The sequence below is a fragment of the Inediibacterium massiliense genome, from assembly GCF_001282725.1.
Taxonomy (GTDB): Bacteria; Bacillota; Clostridia; order Peptostreptococcales; family Thermotaleaceae; genus Anaerophilus; species Anaerophilus massiliensis.
This window is the reverse complement of record NZ_LN876586.1, coordinates 320,269-337,587: the sequence shown is the minus strand read 5'-3', so window position 1 is coordinate 337,587 and position 17,319 is coordinate 320,269. Positions and strand designations below refer to the sequence as shown.

Sequence of the window (17,319 nt, the reverse complement as noted above, 5' to 3'; positions counted from 1 at the left end):
CTTATTCCCACCAACATCTCCTCCAAAACGTTTTTCTTTTACACTATCATTTTATAATATACAAAATACAAAATTTTCAGTGTAAATTGTATATTCATTATAACTTAATACCTAGACAATCGTCAAGGAAATCATTGATTTCTACGCAATCTTTCCAGTTTTTCTACAATTTTTTCATCAATTCGATCTTGAAGGGTAGATCTCACTTGCTTTACTTCTAAAGTTTTTTTATGAATTTTTTGAACTACTCGATCTAATTCAATACCCAACTCTCTAGCAGAAATCCTTATGGCACCACTTCCTAAAACCACTTGTTGCTCCGCCCAATCTGAAGTTGCAACAAGCACTTTGTTCTTTCTATGCTTCATAAGTTCTTCTACTTTTTTTTCAATATAAGAGTCAGCAGTTTGGTTTTCTTTTGTAAAAACTACTTCTATTTCTTTCACAAATATAGTTTTTCCGTAATTTCCTTTTACATAATGGGCATCAAATACAATCATCACATGATATCCTGTATAATGTTTGTAGTCTACAAGTTTATGAATCAATACATCTCTAGCATCTTCCAAATTTTTTTCCCCTATCTCTTTTAAATCTGGCCATGCATTAATGACATTGTATCCATCTATCAATAAAAAATTATTCAAATCTTACTCACCTTATTCTTTCCCCTCTCTTTGTCTAGCTACTTCATACATAAGTATAGAAGCTGCAATGGATGCATTCAAAGAGCTAACTTCTCCTTTCATAGGTATATTGACTAAAAAATCACACTTTTCTTTTATGAGTCTTGAAATTCCTTTTCCTTCACTTCCAATCACTAAAGCAATACTTCCCGTTAAATTTTCTTCATGATATTTTTTCTTTCCATCCATATCTGCTCCTGCTATCCATACTCCCTTATCCTTTAGTGAATCTATTGTTTGAGCAATATTAGATACCTTACATACAGGAACATATTCAATAGCTCCAGCAGAGGTTTTTGCAACAACACCTGTAAGTCCTACTGCTCTTCTTTTAGGAATGATGATTCCATGGGCACCTGATGCATTTGCAGTTCTTATGATAGAACCTAGATTATGAGGATCTGTGATTTCATCTAAAATAATAATAAAAGGATCTTCACCTTTTTCTTCTGCTTTCTTAAAAATATCTTCTAAATCAGAATATTTATGTGCTGCCACAAAAGCAATTACCCCTTGATGAGCATGAGACTCTGAAATTTGATCAAGCTTTTGCTTTTCTACATATGAAATCACTATGTTTTTATCCTTTGCCATACCTATAATCTTTTTTGCAGACCCTTCTGCCCCTTTTAAAATCATAATCTTATCTATTTCTCTATCTGCTTTTAACACTTCTATTACTGGATTTCTTCCTTCTATTTTATCTAGCATAATACACCTCTTTTTATCATTTTCATTTATTTTACCCAGTTTATGATAATGTATGAAACTTCTCCCTTACTTCTTCGGCTTTTCCACAACTCATTTTTCCTTCAGGACAAGTTTTATACAAACACCCGGGTCCTGCGTATTTAAAAAGAGTAGGAGCTACTTGTTTTACAAGCTTTAACATTTGTGTTGCTAATTCTCTAATTTCCCATTGTGCTCTTTCACAGCATCTATGATGAAAGAAATTCAAAAGAGTTCTTGCATTCATTGTGAATACAATTTTTGTTTCACAGGCATTGGGAAATACATATCTACTATCTTCAATGGCCATTTTTTCTGATGATCTTTTTGCTTCTTTTTCTGATTTTCCACTTTGTAATAAATTCTCAAAATGTTGTTTTTGAAGAATTTTTACTAGTTCATTATATTTTCTTTGATCCTCTTCCATAGCTTCTATAAACATTTTCTTTGCCTCAGGAATGTCCTCTATACTTGGAGGAATAATATATTCAAATTGATCTAGTTTTACATATCTTTGAGATTGTTGTGAATAAGATGCAATTCTATGTCTTACGAGTTGGTGAGTAAGTACTCTACTCACTCCTTCTGCTGCAAAAGTAAAATTTACATGCTCAATAGTGGATGTATGCCCAAGTCCCATTAACATATTTAAAAATTTACTTATTTTTTCATCTGTTAAATCTTTCATAATTTCATCCACGCCTACTTTTGAATAACAAAGTTTTGCTGCTGCTGATACCACTTTTTCTGGCTCTGGTGTATATTGAATAAGTTCTACTTTCATTTTGTTCCTCCTTATTTTTTCCAATTGCTTTTGATACGAAATTCTTTATAAGGAAATATATACAATAAATATCCTCTTACTTTTCCCTCATAAGCACCTGCAATCTTTATATTTTCTTTTCCATTAGAAATTACAGATGTTCCTGTATCCTTTATTTTTTTAATAGATACAACTTTATAATGAGCAATTCCTATTTCTTTGAATGGTCCATTATATCTTTTATCATTTTCCACTATTGTTTCTACAAAATTTTTAAATTGCAAAGCGTCTCCACTAACTTTCACTTCATCTAAAAATAAAGATTTACATATTAATACAACAAAAAGAACAGGAATCACATAAAGCATGTATTTTTCCCTTTTGGTCAAACACTACACCCTCTTTCAATTATAGTGATTCTTCTATAATTTCTATTCCTCTTTGAATAACTTCTTCTAGTCTATTTATATTTTTACTTAGATATAGGTATCCAATCAAAGTTTCAAATCCTGTAGCATATTTATAATCTGTAAGACATGCATTTTTAGGAACTGAACTTGACTTTTGATTTCTTCCTTTTTTAACCATTATCCATTCCTCTTCACTTAATTCTTCCTCTAAAACATGTACAATTTTAGCTTGTGCTTTTGCTTGTACAAATTTTGTACTCATCTTATGAAGATCATTGACATTTTTTTTACAATGATGGATGGCGTATTGTCTAATATACACCTCATATACTGCATCCCCTATATAAGCCAATACCAAAGGGGGAATCAATCCAATTTCTTGTTCACAAATCTCTTCATCAAAAAAGTTTTTTTTCATCTATAACCCTACCTTTTTTTATTCTCTACTCAATCATACTATAATTTTAGACATGATAAAAGCTGTTTTCATCTTTTCATTATTTCTCGGGAAATAATTGCTTTTTATTACAATTACAAACTCAAATCCCCATCTTTAGATGGGGATTTTTTTATTTATTCATCTTAAAAGAACTTTTTAAGGATACAATTCGATTAAATACAATCTTTTCATTTGTGGTATATTTAGGATCTACATTAAAATATCCATGTCTAAAAAATTGAAACTTATCTTGTCCTTTTACTTCTTTCATATTAGGCTCTACGAATCCATTTAGTATTTCTAATGAATTTGGATTGACACACTCTAAAAATGTCTTCTCATCTGTTAGATCTTCATCTAAAATAAGAGGCTCATAAAGTCTAAATTCAGCAGGAATAGCATTTTTTGCATCTACCCAATGAATAGTTCCTTTTACTTTTCTCTCTGTAAATCCTGTTCCACTTTTTGTCTTAGGATCATAAGTACAATGAATTTCTGTAACCTCTCCATTTTCATCTTTAATCACTTCATTACATGTAATAAAATAAGCATGTTTTAATCTTACTTCGTTTCCTGGAAATAATCTGAAATATTTTTTAGGAGGATTTTCCATAAAATCCTCTTGTTCAATATATATTTCTCTTGAAAAAGGAATTTTTCTTACTCCCATTTCTAGATTTTCTGGATTGTTCTCTGCATCTAACATTTCTACTTGATCAGCAGGATAATTTGTAATCACTACTTTAAGAGGTCTTAATACACCCATAGTTCTTGGAGCTTTTAATTTTAAATCTTCTCTAATAAAATGTTCTAGCATTTGATAATCTACTGTACTATTACTTTTAGATACTCCTATTTCCTTTGCAAAATTTCTAATAGATTCTGGAGTAAATCCTCTTCTTCTAAGTCCTGAAACAGTAGGCATTCTAGGATCATCCCATCCATCTACATATCCTTCATCTACAAGCTGTTTTAATTTTCTTTTGCTCATTACCGTATTTGTCATATCTAGTCTTGCAAATTCAATTTGCTGTGGAATGCTCTCCATTTCACATTCTCTTACCACCCAATCATATAAAGGTCTGTGATCTTCAAATTCTAATGTACAAATAGAATGAGTAATTCCTTCAATGGCATCTTCTATTGGATGTGCAAAGTCATACATAGGATAAATGCACCATTTATCTTGTGTATTGTGATGTGTAGCATGAGCAATTCTATAAATAACTGGATCTCTCATATTTAAATTAGGAGATGCCATATCAATTTTGGCTCTTAATACTTTTTCTCCATCTTTAAATTCTCCAGCCTTCATTTTCTCAAATAAATTTAAATTTTCCTCTACAGATCTATTTCTATATGGGCTTTCTTTTCCCGGTTCTTTCAAAGTTCCTCTATATGCTCTTATTTCTTCTGCTGATAAATCACATACATAAGCTTTTCCTTTTTCGATAAGAAGGATCGCTCTTTTATACATTTCATCAAAATAATCCGATGCAAAATACAAATCATCCCATTCAAATCCCAACCATTTTACATCTTCTTTGATAGATTCTACATATTCTGTATCTTCTTTGACTGGGTTGGTATCATCAAAGCGTAAATTTGTTTTTCCTTTAAATTCATCTGCTAATCCGAAATTTAAGCAAATTGATTTTGCATGACCAATATGTAAGTATCCGTTAGGTTCTGGTGGAAAACGAGTAACGATCTCTTTATGTTTTCCGGTTTTTAAATCATCCACAATAATATTTTTAATAAAATTTGATGGAGTATGGTTATCCATTGATACACAACCTTTCTGATTCTTTCCTTTATCACATTTTTTTCTTTTTTAGGTATAATTATAACTCATTCTTATAGATATTTCAAAAATACTAAAACTTATTCTATATTATTATATTGTATTCAAACTATATATTGGCAAAGTATATTGTAACAAAGTCATAAAAATTAGTGAAGAATTTTATGACTTTGTGATCAATATAAAGTAACCGTTTTTAGTATTCATTTATTTTTGAATATGCCATTTTACTCCTTGAGGAGTATCTTCTAAAATAATGCCTCTTTCTTTTAACTCATCTCGAATTTGATCTGCTAATGCAAAATTTTTATTTTTTCTTGCTTCTTGTCTATCTTTTACTAATTTTTCTATTTCTTCATCTAAACTTTCTTCTTCTTTTTGTAAAAGACCAAGTACTCCTACAAGTTCCATAAATAAATCATAGCTCTTTTGTATAAATTCTTTTGAATGATCTACATTCATAGTAGAATTTAGTTCTTTTACCAACTCAAATACAGAAGCTATAGCATCAGCAGTATTCAAATCATCATCCATTGAACTTATAAATTTTTCTTTATGTTTTTCATATCCTTTAAATATTTCTTTTTCTTCTTCACTTATATTTCCTTTTGCATGATCTAGAAGATGTTTTAAATTATTTTTAGCATGATACAATCTTTCTAGTCCACTCTTTCCTTGCTCCATTAATTCTCTACTAAAGTTAATAGGATTTCTATATTGAGCAGATAATAAAAAGAATCTCACTACTTCTCCATCAAAATCTTTTATAATATCTCTTACTGTAAAGAAATTTCCTTTTGACTTAGACATTTTTTCATTATTGATTGTAATATATCCATTATGCATCCAATATCTTGCAAATGGTTTTCCAGTACAAGCTTCACTTTGTGCAATTTCATTTTCATGATGAGGAAAAATCAAATCTTGTCCTCCTCCATGAATATCTATAGTCTCTCCTAAATATTTAGTAGCCATAACAGAGCACTCTATATGCCAACCTGGTCTTCCTTTTCCCCATGGACTATCCCAAGCAATTTCTCCTACCTTCTGACTTTTCCACAGAGCAAAATCCATAGGACTTTTTTTGATATCATTTACTTCTATTCTTGCTCCTGCTTCTAAATCTTCAATACTTTGTTTTGATAATTTCCCATATTCTTCAAATTTTGAAGTATCAAAATATACATCTCCTTTTACTTCATAGGCATATCCTTTTTTCACAAGATCATGTACAAACTTTATAATGTCATCCATAGTTTCTGTTACTTTTGGATGAATATCCGCTTTTTTTACTCCAATGCTTTGCGCATCTTTAAAATACTCTTTTATATATTTTTCACTTACTTCACTAGGAGTAATTCCTTCTTCTTTTCCTCTATTTATAATTTTATCGTCTACATCTGTAAAATTTTGTACAAACTTTACTTTATATCCTCTATATTCAAGGTATCTTCTTAAAGTGTCAAATACTACAAAAGGTCTTGCATTTCCTATATGAAAATAATTATAAACAGTTGGTCCACAAGCATATATTTTTACTTCCTTTTCATCTATAGGAATAAATTCTTCCTTTTTTCTTGTAAGTGTATTATAAATTTTCATCTTTTCTTTCCCCTTCCTGAGTTTTCATAATTTGTTTCTCTAAAACACTAATTCTTTTAAATAAACAATCTAACTCCTGCATAATTGGATCTGGAAGATGAACCTGATCTAAATCAATCTCTGGTTTATGCATACTTCTAATTTTCACATTATCCTTTACCACTATTCTACCAGGAACACCTACTACTGTACAATTAGGAGGTACTTCTTTTAATACTACAGATCCTGAACCTATTTTAGAGTTATCTCCTACTTTAAAAGGTCCTAATACTTTGGCTCCACTACTAATCACTACATTATCCCCAATAGTAGGATGCCTTTTTCCTTTTTCTTTTCCTGTGCCTCCTAAAGTAGCTCCTTGATAAATAGTCACATCATTTCCCACTTCAGCAGTCTCCCCAATGACAACACCCATTCCATGGTCTATAAATAATCTTTTTCCGATAGTCGCTCCTGGATGAATCTCTATTCCTGTAAAAAATCTGCTAATTTGTGAAATGAGTCTTGCTAGAACTACAAATCCCCTCTTGTATAAGCCATGGGCAATCCTATGACTGATAATACTATGAATAGATGGGTAACAAAGAAGTACTTCTATTTTACTTCTTGCAGCAGGATCTCTGTCTAAAACCGCTTGTATGTCTTCATTAATTTGTTTGATGAATTTTATCATAGCCCATTCTCCTTTCTAACAAATAAAAAATTCGCATGTTCCTATCGGAACTACTCATATCGCCAACGAAATTCTTTCATTGCATTCAAAATTTCCGTTGCTTAAAATTTGATGAAAATCTTTCTTTCTAAAGTTATCCATAACTTATTCATTTATATAATTTCCCAAAAAGTAAAAAACCTCGTCTCTGTACAGAGACGAAGTTTTTTCGCGGTTCCACTCTGCTTAAGGATCATTCCTTCAGCTTTTTTGCCTATAACGAGGCAAGTCGTCTGTTCCTACTTATTTTCGGACAGCTGCTCCTAGGTGCACTTGGGTTTAAAAAATACTTAAGCTACTTTCAGCCTATGATAGCTTTTCTCTGTCAGATTTTTTAAACTTACTCTCCTAATCCATGCATTTTATAATAAATTTTTTATTACATATTCTATGCGAGATAAAATATTTTGTTTCCCTAAAACTTTAATCATAAGAGGAAGATCTGGTCCATGTACTTCTCCTGTTAAAGCTACACGAATAGGCATAAAAAGATTTTTCCCTTTGTATCCAGTTTCTTTTTGTATTTCTTTAAATACTTTTTTCCCAAATACTTCATCAATATTGTCTGCTATTTCTACCTTTTCTTTAAAGACTTCAAGCAAATGAGGAAGATGTTCTAATTTTAATATTTCTTTCGCTTCTTCATCTTGTGGATGAATTTCTGTTTTAAAGAAGATATCCACCTTATCCACAATTTCTTTTCCATAAGCAATACGTTCTTTTAAAACAGTTACCATATCCTTAAGCCATTCATATTTTTCATCTATCTCTTCTTCTTTAATATATCCTTCTTCTATTAAATAAGGAATACATATCTTTACTAATTCTTCAGAAGAAGCTTCCTTCATATAATGACTATTGATCCAATTTAGTTTGTCAACATCAAATACTCCACCACTTTTAGATACTCTCTCTAGTGAGAATTTTTCTATTAATTCTTCCATAGAAAAAATTTCTTGATTGTCTTCAGGACTCCATCCTACCAAAGCTAAATAATTTACAAGTCCTTGTGGAAGATATCCTTTTTTTCTAAAGTCTTCTGCTGCCACATCTCCTTGTCTCTTGCTTAATTTTTTTCGATCTTTATTCAATATATTTGGAAGATGTACAAATTTAGGTGCTTCCCATCCAAATACTTCATATAGATATACATGCTTTGGAGTAGAAATGATCCATTCTTCTCCTCTGATTACATGAGTGATTTCCATTAAATGATCATCAATCACTACTGCAAAATGATAGGTTGGAAATCCATCTGTCTTCATAAGAACTTGATCATCTAAATCATTCGTATTCACTACTACATTTCCTCTAATCACATCATAAAAACTTATATTATAATCATAAGGAAGTTTTAGACGAATGACATATTCTTCTCCAGCTTCAATGCGTTTTTTCGCTTCTTCTATAGAAATATCTCTGCAATGACCATCATATTTTGGAGTTTGTCCATTATTTTTTTGCTCTTCTCTTACTGCATCCAGTCTTTCCTTAGAACAAAAACAATAATAAGCATGTCCTTTTTCTATTAATTCATCTACATATTTTTTATAAATATCAAGTCTTTCAGATTGTATATAAGGACCATATTCTCCTTTTTGAGTGAGCTTTCCATTTTCTAAAACAACTCCCTCATCATGTTCAACCCCTGCCCATTTTAGAGCATTGATCATGTTTTCAATAGCTCCTTCTACATATCTTGTTCGATCCGTATCTTCTACTCTTAAAATATATTTACCACCTTGTTGTTTTGCAAATAAATAGTTATAAAGAGCAGTTCTTAAGCTTCCTATATGTACAAATCCTGTAGGACTTGGTGCAAATCTAACTCTTACTGTCATAATCTTACCTCCTATTACACTCCTTGTATTCATTCATTATATCGAAAAAAAGTTTTAGAATCAAGAAAATACATTTTATACTTTTTCTCTTTTTTACATATCATCTTGTAAATCTTTTTGTATTTGAGAAAACAATTCATTGTATACAAACTCTTTTTTATATTCTTTTGTCCGTATCTTATATTCCACAATATGATCTTTCGCACCTCTTCCTACTATTATCTGAATAGGAATTCCTAAAAGCTCTGCATCCTGAAATTTTACTCCTATCTTTTCATTTCGATCATCTAAAAGTACTTCTATATTTTTTCCCTTTAATTTTTCATATATTTGATTTGCAAAATCAACTTGCTCTTGATCCTTCATATTTAAAATAGATAGGATGATAGGATAAAAAGACAAAGAAATAGGCCATGTCAATCCATATTCATCATAATAGATAGAAGCTATCCCAGATAATATAGATGTAATATCTAATGAAAAAGAAATTTTATCTTTCTCTTTTTCAATTCTTGCCATTTCCATATATGGATATACACTAATATCTTCCCCACAATTTACACAAGAATCTCCTTGTTCTATATTTTTTATATCTAATATGTAATCGGCCTTAAAATCTCTTCCGTAATTTATATTTTTTATATGAAAATCTGTTTCATTGGCTCCTGCTACTGCATTTTTCATATGAGTTACTTCATAATCTACTACAATAATTGTATTCTCAAGCCCTATGGGTCCTGCAAAACCGACCTTTGCATGAGTTAATGTTTCCACTTCTTCTTCTTTTAAAAATACAAGCTCCTTGTGAGAAAATCCTAAAGTTTTTTCTAATTTTGCTAAATTTAGTTCTCGATCTCCTCTTACAAAAGCTGCTATAAAGTTTTTTTGATTTTTTAACAAAAGACATTTTATTAATTTCTTAGAAGTAATTCCTAAAAACTTTGTAAGCTGATCAATTGTTTTTACATCTGGAGTATATACTTTTTCCAAAGAAAACTCTACTTCATTTTCAAAACTTTCTTTTTTACAAGGCGCATATCTTTGAGTTGCTTTATATCCACATGAACAAGAAACTATATTTTCTTTTCCTTCTTCTGAAGGTATTCCTATAATAGATGAAAGAATATCCTCCTGATTGTGGATATCTTTTATTTTCTCTCCATTTAATCCACATATTCTTAACACCTCATTGCATAAATCTTCAATAAAGAAAAAATCTTTTTTTATTTCTTTCACATCTTTATACACTACTTCTCCCTTTATAAAAAGACTTCCCCTTTTATTTTCTCTAGAAGGAACCATTTGTTCTACTTGATAAAAAAATACTTTATCTTTTTTCATACCTTTTTTTACTTTTTTTAAAAAACCATCTTGATTTCCTAAAAACAATATTTCTTCAAATCCGTTTTGTTCTAAGACTTTTTTAGCTTGTTCTTGAATACGAGTTAACATTTTATGTCCTAATGGTAAATAAGCATATGCTCCTGATATTTTTTGAAGCATTCCTGCTTTTATGAGATTTCTTTCTGATATTTTTTCTACTTCAGAAGTAATTTCTTTATAAGTATGCACATATACATTAGATAGTTCCATAGACTCCCCTTCTTTTTATAAAATTTTAATACTTAATATCCAATGATCGAAGATGATCGAATCACTTGTTCTAAACCCTTATGACTTATATCGTCTAACTTAAAATAATCCCCTAAAAGAGTATCGCTTAATCTTTTGGCAAGTCCTAATCTTAAAAAACCAGTTTCTGTATCTACTACTATAAATTTAATTTTTTCATTTTTAAATTTTTTTGCTATATCTAAAATTTCTTGCAAAGGATCTTTCCCTTTCATAGAAACATTTCCACGCCCATCTGATAAGATAACAATCATTGGCATAATTTCTCGGTTTTTTACTTTCAAATGATTGATATATTCTACACTCTTTGTAAGTCCTAATGATAAAGGTGTTTTTCCTCCTACTTTTATATCCTTTAAATACTTGTAAGCAAGCTCTACACTTCTAGTAGGTGGCAATATTACAGATGCCTCTTCTCCTCTAAAGGTCATCATTCCTACCGTATCTCTTTTTTGGTAAGCATCTTTTAACAAAGACAAAATAGCGGCTTTAGATTCTACCATTCTTTTTTCGATTCCCATAGACCCACTAGCGTCTACTAAAAATAAAATGGTATTTCCAACTCTTTGTTCTCTTATTTTCTCTCGAATATCTTCTTTTTTAATAATAAAAGCCATCCCATTTTTTTCTCTTAGCTTTTGATATGGAGCTGCAGCCCGAAGAGTCGCATCTAGTGCAATATCGTTTATTTTTCCCTTTGGAATTTTATATCCAATATATCTACCTATATGAGAAGATATTTTTGTTTTACTTCTTCTTCCACTTCCATTTTTTCTTGTTTTTCCATCTTGAATACTTTTCATGATACCACTAGCATCAAATACATGTCCAATATGAAATTCTTTTTCTATAGATGAAGGATTGCATTCACATTCATCCTCATCACTAGATAAATCTTTACCCCAATCTATAGGTCTATCTTTATCATTTTTTAAGTTATGATCATAATTCTCTGAATGAGATTTTGAATTTTGATTATTAAGATCGTCCCTATCCTCTTTTTTCTTTTTAGGAGGTGTTCTTAGTCTATGCTCTAAAGACATAGAAATCACTTCTTTTACATCTTCAAACTCTACTTGATCTTTATTACAATATGCAGCATGAGCGAATGCAGCCATTGATACAGCCAAATCACCTCTATGTCCTGCTGTATTTCCTTCTATATTGATTCTTGCAATCTTTTTTAAAATTTCATTAGAAATACATATGTCTTTCAATTTTTTTTGAGCATTTACAATATGATTCTTTAATATTCTTTCTGATTTTAAAAATTGATCATAAAAAATATTTGGGTTTTTTTCATATTCTAATCTTCTTTTTATAATTTCAACTCTATTTTCTTTGTCTTTTTCTCCTTTTACCTCTACATATAGTCCAAATCGATCTAACAATTGAGGTTTTAAATTTCCTTCTTCTGGATTCATAGTTCCTATTAAAATAAATTCACAAGGATGACTATAAGAAATACCTTCTCTTTCTACTTTATTTATTTTAGATGATGCTACATCTAAAATCGTATTGGTTAGTGTTTCGGATAATAAATTCACTTCATCCACATATAAAATATTATTATGAGCTTTTGCTAATATTCCTGATTCAAAGTTTTTAACTCCCTTTGTCATAGCATCTTTCATGTTGATACTTCCTATTAGTCGATCTTCTGTAGTTCCCAAAGGTAGTGTAATAACTTTCTTATTTCCCATCAATTGTCCTAGTGCTCTTACAATCGTTGATTTTGCAGTACCCTTTTCGCCTGCTAGTAAAACTCCTCCAATTTGTGGATGGATCATATTAAGAATCAAAGCCTTTTTTACTTCTTCCATTCCTACAATTGCTGTAAATGGATATGTCCTTTTGTTCATAGATTTTCTCCCTCTATCCACTTTTTCAAAGACTCCTTATTAAGTACACCTTCTTCAAAAGGTAGAGTTCTCATTCTATGGGGCAAAACAAACTCAGCAGCTTCCAAAATATCCTCCCGATTTACTTCTTTTCTATTATTCAAGGCAGCTATAGTTTTTGCAGTTTTAATCATAGTAATATCAGCACGATGACCATCTACTCCTAATTCAATTGAAATTTCAGCTGTCAAAGATAGTAATTGATCTTCTATATGTACTTTATTTAATATGTCTTTAGCTTTTTCAATTTTTTGTGATAACTTTATTTGTTCTTCCTTATATACTTCCATAAATTCATAAGGATCTTTTTCAAATAATAATCTTCTTTGAATCACTCTTACTCGATCCTCTACATTTCTTTCTCCAAATACATCTACCACAAGTCCAAATCGATCCAGAAGTTGAGGTCTTAAATCTCCTTCCTCTGGATTCATAGTTCCTATTAAAATAAAGTGAGATGGATGTGAATAAGATACCCCTTCCCGCTCTACATGATTGACTCCCATAGCAGCCACATCTAATAAAACATCTACAATATGATCATTTAATAAATTGACCTCATCTACATAAAGTAAATTTCCATTGGCTTGCGCCAAAATACCTGCTTCAAATTTCTTTTCTCCTGTTTGAATAGCATGCTCAATATCTAATGTTCCAATAGCACGATCTTCTGTACAACCAATTGGAAGCTCTATTACTTTCATTCTTCTTCTTTCTGTATAAATTTGATTGCGTTTTATTTTTTCTTTGCATCCATCACAGATTTCATTCTGTTTATTGGGTTCACAATTAAAAGGACAGTCCTTTACCACCTCTTTTGTTGGCAGCACTTCTACTAAAGCTCGCACTGCTGTGGATTTGGCTGTTCCTTTTTCTCCTCGAATCAACACTCCCCCTATTTTAGGATTGATCACATTAAGCATAAGAGCCTTTTTCATTTTTTCCTGTCCTACAATAGCTGTAAACGGATATATTTTTTTATTCATTGTTCTTTTCTCCTTTTTCGATCCTATGTGGTCATCTTGATGATTCCCATATATTAGAATATAATGTAAATGTTTGAAAGTAAATAGATGAATGGAGGTTATTTTGATGAAAATTTGTATTTTAACTGTTTCTACAACTGTTATTTCAAATATTTCTTCTATACTAAGTAAAATAAATTCTCAAATCAACGACTCCTTAGAAGTAGCACTTTATTATGCTGCTTCAACCTCTTCTGATGATAAATTATCAATTATAAAAGAAGATATTTTATCTTCCCATGCTATCATTATAGATTTAATGGGTAGTCCAAAACCAATCGTAGAAGCTGTATATGATGCACTAGAAAATTACAATGGACATGTTATTCCCATAGGAGGTTTTGGAAGAGCTTTTATGAAATTGGGAAGCTTTAAACCCAATAATAAAATGATGAAGTCTGACAAAAAACCCGATATGAAAAAAATACAAAAAATGATATCTATGGCTGAAAAATTAGGAAAAGTACTTCCTGGAAGATTAAGAGATATAAGGAATATGTCACATATTGCAAAATATTTTAAAAATGCATCCCCAGACCAACTCGAAAGCATGATTTGTTTACTCCTTAAATTTTATGGAGGATATCCATCCATCTCTATTCCACAAAAACCTATTGAACTTATGGATGTTGGAATATGTGATCCTTATAACAGGCGATTTCATGATGATTATCTCTCTTATGCAAATCTGCATGGATACAATCCCGAAAAACCAAATATTGGAGTATTCTTCTATGGACATACTTATCCCAATGATTGTTCATCAGCCATTGAAAAAATAGTAGAAAAACTTAGATCCATAGGAAATATAGTCCCTATAGGATTTACAAAGACATCCGGAAATGATCCTAAAGAAATCAAAAGACTTCTTCATCCATATGATCAAAAGGTGAGTATCATCATAAGCTTCTTATCCTTTAGAATTGGGGCAGGTCCAATGGGAGGAAATGCTGAAGAAATAGTTGATTTATTTGAAGAATTAAACGTGCCTGTACTACACCCTTTTTTCCTTTCTAGAACAACTATAGATGATTGGAAAACTTCAGAGGATCGAATCAATAGCTCTGAATTTATGCTATCTATTATGCTTCCTGAAATGGATGGTGCAATAGAAACGTATCCTGTGGGGGCAATCCACCCAAAGGGACTAGATCCTAATCTTAATATTCAACTCAATGAAATAGATTGTATGGAAGAACGAGTAGAAAAATTAGTCCATCGTGTAAAAAATTGGGTTAGTCTTCAAAAGAAAAATAATTCTCAGAAAAAAATAGCTATTATAGGCTATAATTACCCTCCTGGAGAAGATCATCTTTTTCATTCTGCATATTTAGATACCTTTCAGTCTATCTCTGAAATCTTAAAGACTTTAAAAGAAGAAGACTATCAATTAAATGTCCTTAGCTCTGAAGAATTAATGGATACATTTTTAAACAAGGGGCTAGTTAATTCTCCTCACTATTATTATGAAAAACAAAGCTATATTAATTATCCTAGCCAAAAATATATAGAAAGCTCAAAAGATTTTCCTCCTATAAAAGATGTCATAGACCATTGGGGCAATGCTCCTGGATCTGTCATGTGTAAAGAAAAAGATTTTTTGATTCCTGGAATCTTAAACGGAAATATTTTTATAGGACTTCAGCCTTCAAAAGGAAGCAATAGCAACGACAGTCATCTATACCATGATAAATATGCCATACCCCATCATCAATATTTAGCTTTTTATAAATGGTTACAAGATGATTTTCATGCAGATATTATCCTCCATGTAGGTACTCATGGTACATTAGAGCTTTTACCAGGAAAAGAATGTGGAATGACTCATAATTGCTACTCTGATTATTTAATTGGAGATATTCCTCATGCTTATCTATATTATTGTGGAAATCCAGCAGAAGCAATGACTGCAAAAAGAAGATCTCATGCTGTTTTAGTAAGTTATCAACCTCCTATTTTTACTACAGCCAATCTTTATGAAGAATATACAAAGCTTGAAGACCTTATTGCACAATATCACGAAGCATTGCATATGTCCCCTGCATCCTGTAAGGATTTATTAAAAGAAATATTTAAAATCTCTGATGCTTTACATCTTGAAAAAGATCTAGAATGGATTGAAAAAGAATTATATAAAATGAAGTCATCCCTTATTCCAAAAGGCCTTCATGTATTTGGTAAATCTTATTCCAATACAGAATTAAAAGATTTTTTATGGTCTTTACTTAAATATGATAGAGGAAAAATTAAATCTTTAAAAAGAATTGTTGCGCAAAAAAACAACTTAGACTACGATCAAATCATAGATGAAAATAATATTCACAAGCTAAAATTACTAGATCAAGAAGTGGAACATATTTTCAATCAAATCCATTTTGATTCTTCCTTTGATAAAAAATTAATTCAAGTCTATGGCAATGAAATCAAAGAAACTTTTGAATATGGATTTGATATTTGTAATCAAATACGTAAAAATCATGAAAGACAAGGACTTATAAAAATTTTAAACGGAGAGTACCTAAAAGCTAAAATAGCAGGAGATCCTATAAAAAATCCTCATGTATTACCTTCTGGCTATAATTTGTATCAATTTGATAGTAGATTTGTTCCATCTTATGTTGCCATGATGAGAGGACAAAAAATTGCACAAAACACTTTAAATATATATAAAAAATTACATGGAGAATATCCAAAGGTTACATCTGTCATATTATGGGGTTTAGAAACTTGTCGTAGTCAAGGAGAAACCATAGGACAAATTTTATATTATCTTGGTGTGAAAATGAAAGAAAATAATAATGTGTGGGAGCCTGAATTTGAGATTATTCCAATAAAAGAATTAAACAGACCTAGAATAGACGTTGTAGTTCATATATGTGGATTTTTTAGAGATATGTTTGAAAATATTATTATTATTTTAAATGAGATTTTCGAAGCTATCTATAATTTAGGAAACGAAAACAATCTCAATTACTTTCATATAAACACAAAAAGATTATATGATGAATTGATAAAAGAAGGGTATGAAAAAGATACTGCTATGGAATTATCACAATCTAGAATATTTGGTCCTAGTCAATCAGAATATGGAACCAATGTTACTTCTTTGATCAAAGAAAAAAATTGGGAAGAAGAATTAGAAATAGGAAAAAACTTTATAGATAGCATGAAGCATGTTTATAGCAAAAATCATCATGGTGTACATTTTAAAAATTTATATGAGAAAAATTTATCCATGATCGAATTAATATCACAAGTAAGAAATAATCATGAATATGAAATTGTAGATTTAGATCATTATTATGAATTCTTTGGGGGGTTATCCAAATCTGTAGAAATCACAAGAGGACAAAAAAGTGAAGTTTTGATCTCTGATACTACAACAGAATACATAGAAACTGAGAAAGTTGAGAAATCAATAGAAAGAGGTATTCGAACTCGACTTCTTAATCCAAAATGGATTGATGAAATGCTTAAACATAAATATCATGGTGCTTCAGCTATTGCCAAAAGATTTGAAAACATCCAAGGTCTAGCCGCTACCACAAATCAAATCAATCAATGGGTATATGATTCACTTTATAACCAATATGTATTAGATCCTTCTGTAAAAAATAAACTGCAAGAAAACAATCCCTATGCTTATATTGAAATGATCAAACAAATGCTTGAATATAATCAAAGGGGTTATTGGAATGCTCAAGATCACCAAATCTACGAACTTCAAAAATCCTTTTTAGAACTAGAAGGTGATATTGAGGATAGATAAAGCTAG

Annotated in this window: 13 protein-coding genes and 1 other annotated feature; of the genes, 1 reads left to right on the top strand and 12 read right to left on the bottom strand. The window is 30.5% G+C overall.

Annotated elements, in window-relative coordinates; translation table 11 throughout:
* Positions 1–131 precede the first annotated feature (131 nt).
* The 12 genes from BN2409_RS05380 to BN2409_RS05325 all read right to left on the bottom strand — a co-directional run bounded on the left by BN2409_RS05380 (position 132) and on the right by BN2409_RS05325 (position 13,505).
* Positions 132–647 carry an NYN domain-containing protein gene (locus BN2409_RS05380; protein WP_053955628.1) on the bottom strand — a complete coding sequence of 172 codons (516 nt, stop codon included), beginning with the start codon at positions 645–647 and terminating at the stop codon, positions 132–134.
* 12 nt (positions 648–659) lie between these two features.
* Positions 660–1,397, bottom strand: a complete 738-nt coding sequence (rlmB, locus tag BN2409_RS05375) for a 23S rRNA (guanosine(2251)-2'-O)-methyltransferase RlmB (RefSeq protein ID WP_053955627.1) — start codon at positions 1,395–1,397, stop codon at positions 660–662.
* A 40-nt stretch (positions 1,398–1,437) separates the two neighbouring features.
* Positions 1,438–2,199 carry an FAD-dependent thymidylate synthase gene (thyX, locus tag BN2409_RS05370; protein WP_053955626.1) on the bottom strand — a complete coding sequence of 254 codons (762 nt, stop codon included), beginning with the start codon at positions 2,197–2,199 and terminating at the stop codon, positions 1,438–1,440.
* Positions 2,200–2,210: 11 nt separating this feature from the next.
* Positions 2,211–2,567: a hypothetical protein gene (locus BN2409_RS05365; protein WP_053955625.1), complete on the bottom strand. Its 357-nt coding sequence runs from the start codon at positions 2,565–2,567 to the stop codon at positions 2,211–2,213.
* 19 nt (positions 2,568–2,586) lie between these two features.
* A complete protein-coding gene (locus tag BN2409_RS05360) occupies positions 2,587–3,006 on the bottom strand; it encodes a Mini-ribonuclease 3 (protein WP_053955624.1) in 420 nt (139 codons plus the stop codon).
* A 151-nt stretch (positions 3,007–3,157) separates the two neighbouring features.
* A complete protein-coding gene (locus BN2409_RS05355) occupies positions 3,158–4,813 on the bottom strand; it encodes a glutamine--tRNA ligase/YqeY domain fusion protein (RefSeq protein WP_053955623.1) in 1,656 nt (551 codons plus the stop codon).
* 225 nt (positions 4,814–5,038) lie between these two features.
* Complete coding sequence (gene cysS, locus BN2409_RS05350) at positions 5,039–6,433, bottom strand: cysteine--tRNA ligase (protein ID WP_053955622.1); 1,395 nt, start codon at positions 6,431–6,433, stop codon at positions 5,039–5,041.
* Positions 6,420–7,106: a serine O-acetyltransferase gene (gene cysE / locus BN2409_RS05345; protein WP_053955621.1), complete on the bottom strand. Its 687-nt coding sequence runs from the start codon at positions 7,104–7,106 to the stop codon at positions 6,420–6,422. The genes cysS and cysE overlap by 14 nt, the downstream gene beginning before the upstream one ends.
* Before the next feature lie 190 nt (positions 7,107–7,296).
* Positions 7,297–7,510, bottom strand: a binding site (T-box leader).
* Positions 7,508–8,986 (bottom strand): glutamate--tRNA ligase, encoded by a 1,479-nt coding sequence (gltX, locus tag BN2409_RS05340; RefSeq protein ID WP_053955620.1) that lies wholly within the window; start codon positions 8,984–8,986, stop codon positions 7,508–7,510. Its footprint overlaps the feature before it by 3 nt.
* 93 nt (positions 8,987–9,079) lie before the next feature.
* Positions 9,080–10,579 (bottom strand): YbaK/EbsC family protein, encoded by a 1,500-nt coding sequence (locus BN2409_RS05335; RefSeq protein ID WP_053955619.1) that lies wholly within the window; start codon positions 10,577–10,579, stop codon positions 9,080–9,082.
* Positions 10,580–10,611: 32 nt separating this feature from the next.
* Positions 10,612–12,480 (bottom strand): magnesium chelatase subunit D family protein, encoded by a 1,869-nt coding sequence (locus tag BN2409_RS05330; RefSeq protein WP_053955618.1) that lies wholly within the window; start codon positions 12,478–12,480, stop codon positions 10,612–10,614.
* Entirely contained in the window at positions 12,477–13,505 is a 1,029-nt protein-coding gene (locus BN2409_RS05325) for a magnesium chelatase ATPase subunit I (protein WP_053955617.1), read from the bottom strand. The genes BN2409_RS05330 and BN2409_RS05325 overlap by 4 nt, the downstream gene beginning before the upstream one ends.
* Before the next feature lie 106 nt (positions 13,506–13,611).
* Between BN2409_RS05325 and BN2409_RS05320 the strand changes: the two genes are divergently transcribed.
* Complete coding sequence (locus BN2409_RS05320; protein WP_053955616.1) at positions 13,612–17,313, top strand: cobaltochelatase subunit CobN; 3,702 nt, start codon at positions 13,612–13,614, stop codon at positions 17,311–17,313.
* The last annotated feature ends 6 nt before the right edge of the window (positions 17,314–17,319 follow it).

Excerpts from the sequence above, each read along its gene's own strand:
- cysS (WP_053955622.1), bottom strand. The coding sequence starts at position 6,433 with ATGAAAATTTATAATACACTTACAAGAAAAAAGGAAGAATTTATTCCT.
- BN2409_RS05355 (WP_053955623.1), bottom strand. The coding sequence starts at position 4,813 with ATGGATAACCATACTCCATCAAATTTTATTAAAAATATTATTGTGGAT.
- BN2409_RS05325 (WP_053955617.1), bottom strand. The coding sequence starts at position 13,505 with ATGAATAAAAAAATATATCCGTTTACAGCTATTGTAGGACAGGAAAAA.
- BN2409_RS05335 (WP_053955619.1), bottom strand. The coding sequence starts at position 10,579 with ATGGAACTATCTAATGTATATGTGCATACTTATAAAGAAATTACTTCT.
- gltX (WP_053955620.1), bottom strand. The coding sequence starts at position 8,986 with ATGACAGTAAGAGTTAGATTTGCACCAAGTCCTACAGGATTTGTACAT.
- BN2409_RS05360 (WP_053955624.1), bottom strand. The coding sequence starts at position 3,006 with ATGAAAAAAAACTTTTTTGATGAAGAGATTTGTGAACAAGAAATTGGA.
- thyX (WP_053955626.1), bottom strand. The coding sequence starts at position 2,199 with ATGAAAGTAGAACTTATTCAATATACACCAGAGCCAGAAAAAGTGGTA.
- cysE (WP_053955621.1), bottom strand. The coding sequence starts at position 7,106 with ATGATAAAATTCATCAAACAAATTAATGAAGACATACAAGCGGTTTTA.
- BN2409_RS05320 (WP_053955616.1), top strand. The coding sequence starts at position 13,612 with ATGAAAATTTGTATTTTAACTGTTTCTACAACTGTTATTTCAAATATT.
- BN2409_RS05330 (WP_053955618.1), bottom strand. The coding sequence starts at position 12,480 with ATGAACAAAAGGACATATCCATTTACAGCAATTGTAGGAATGGAAGAA.
- rlmB (WP_053955627.1), bottom strand. The coding sequence starts at position 1,397 with ATGCTAGATAAAATAGAAGGAAGAAATCCAGTAATAGAAGTGTTAAAA.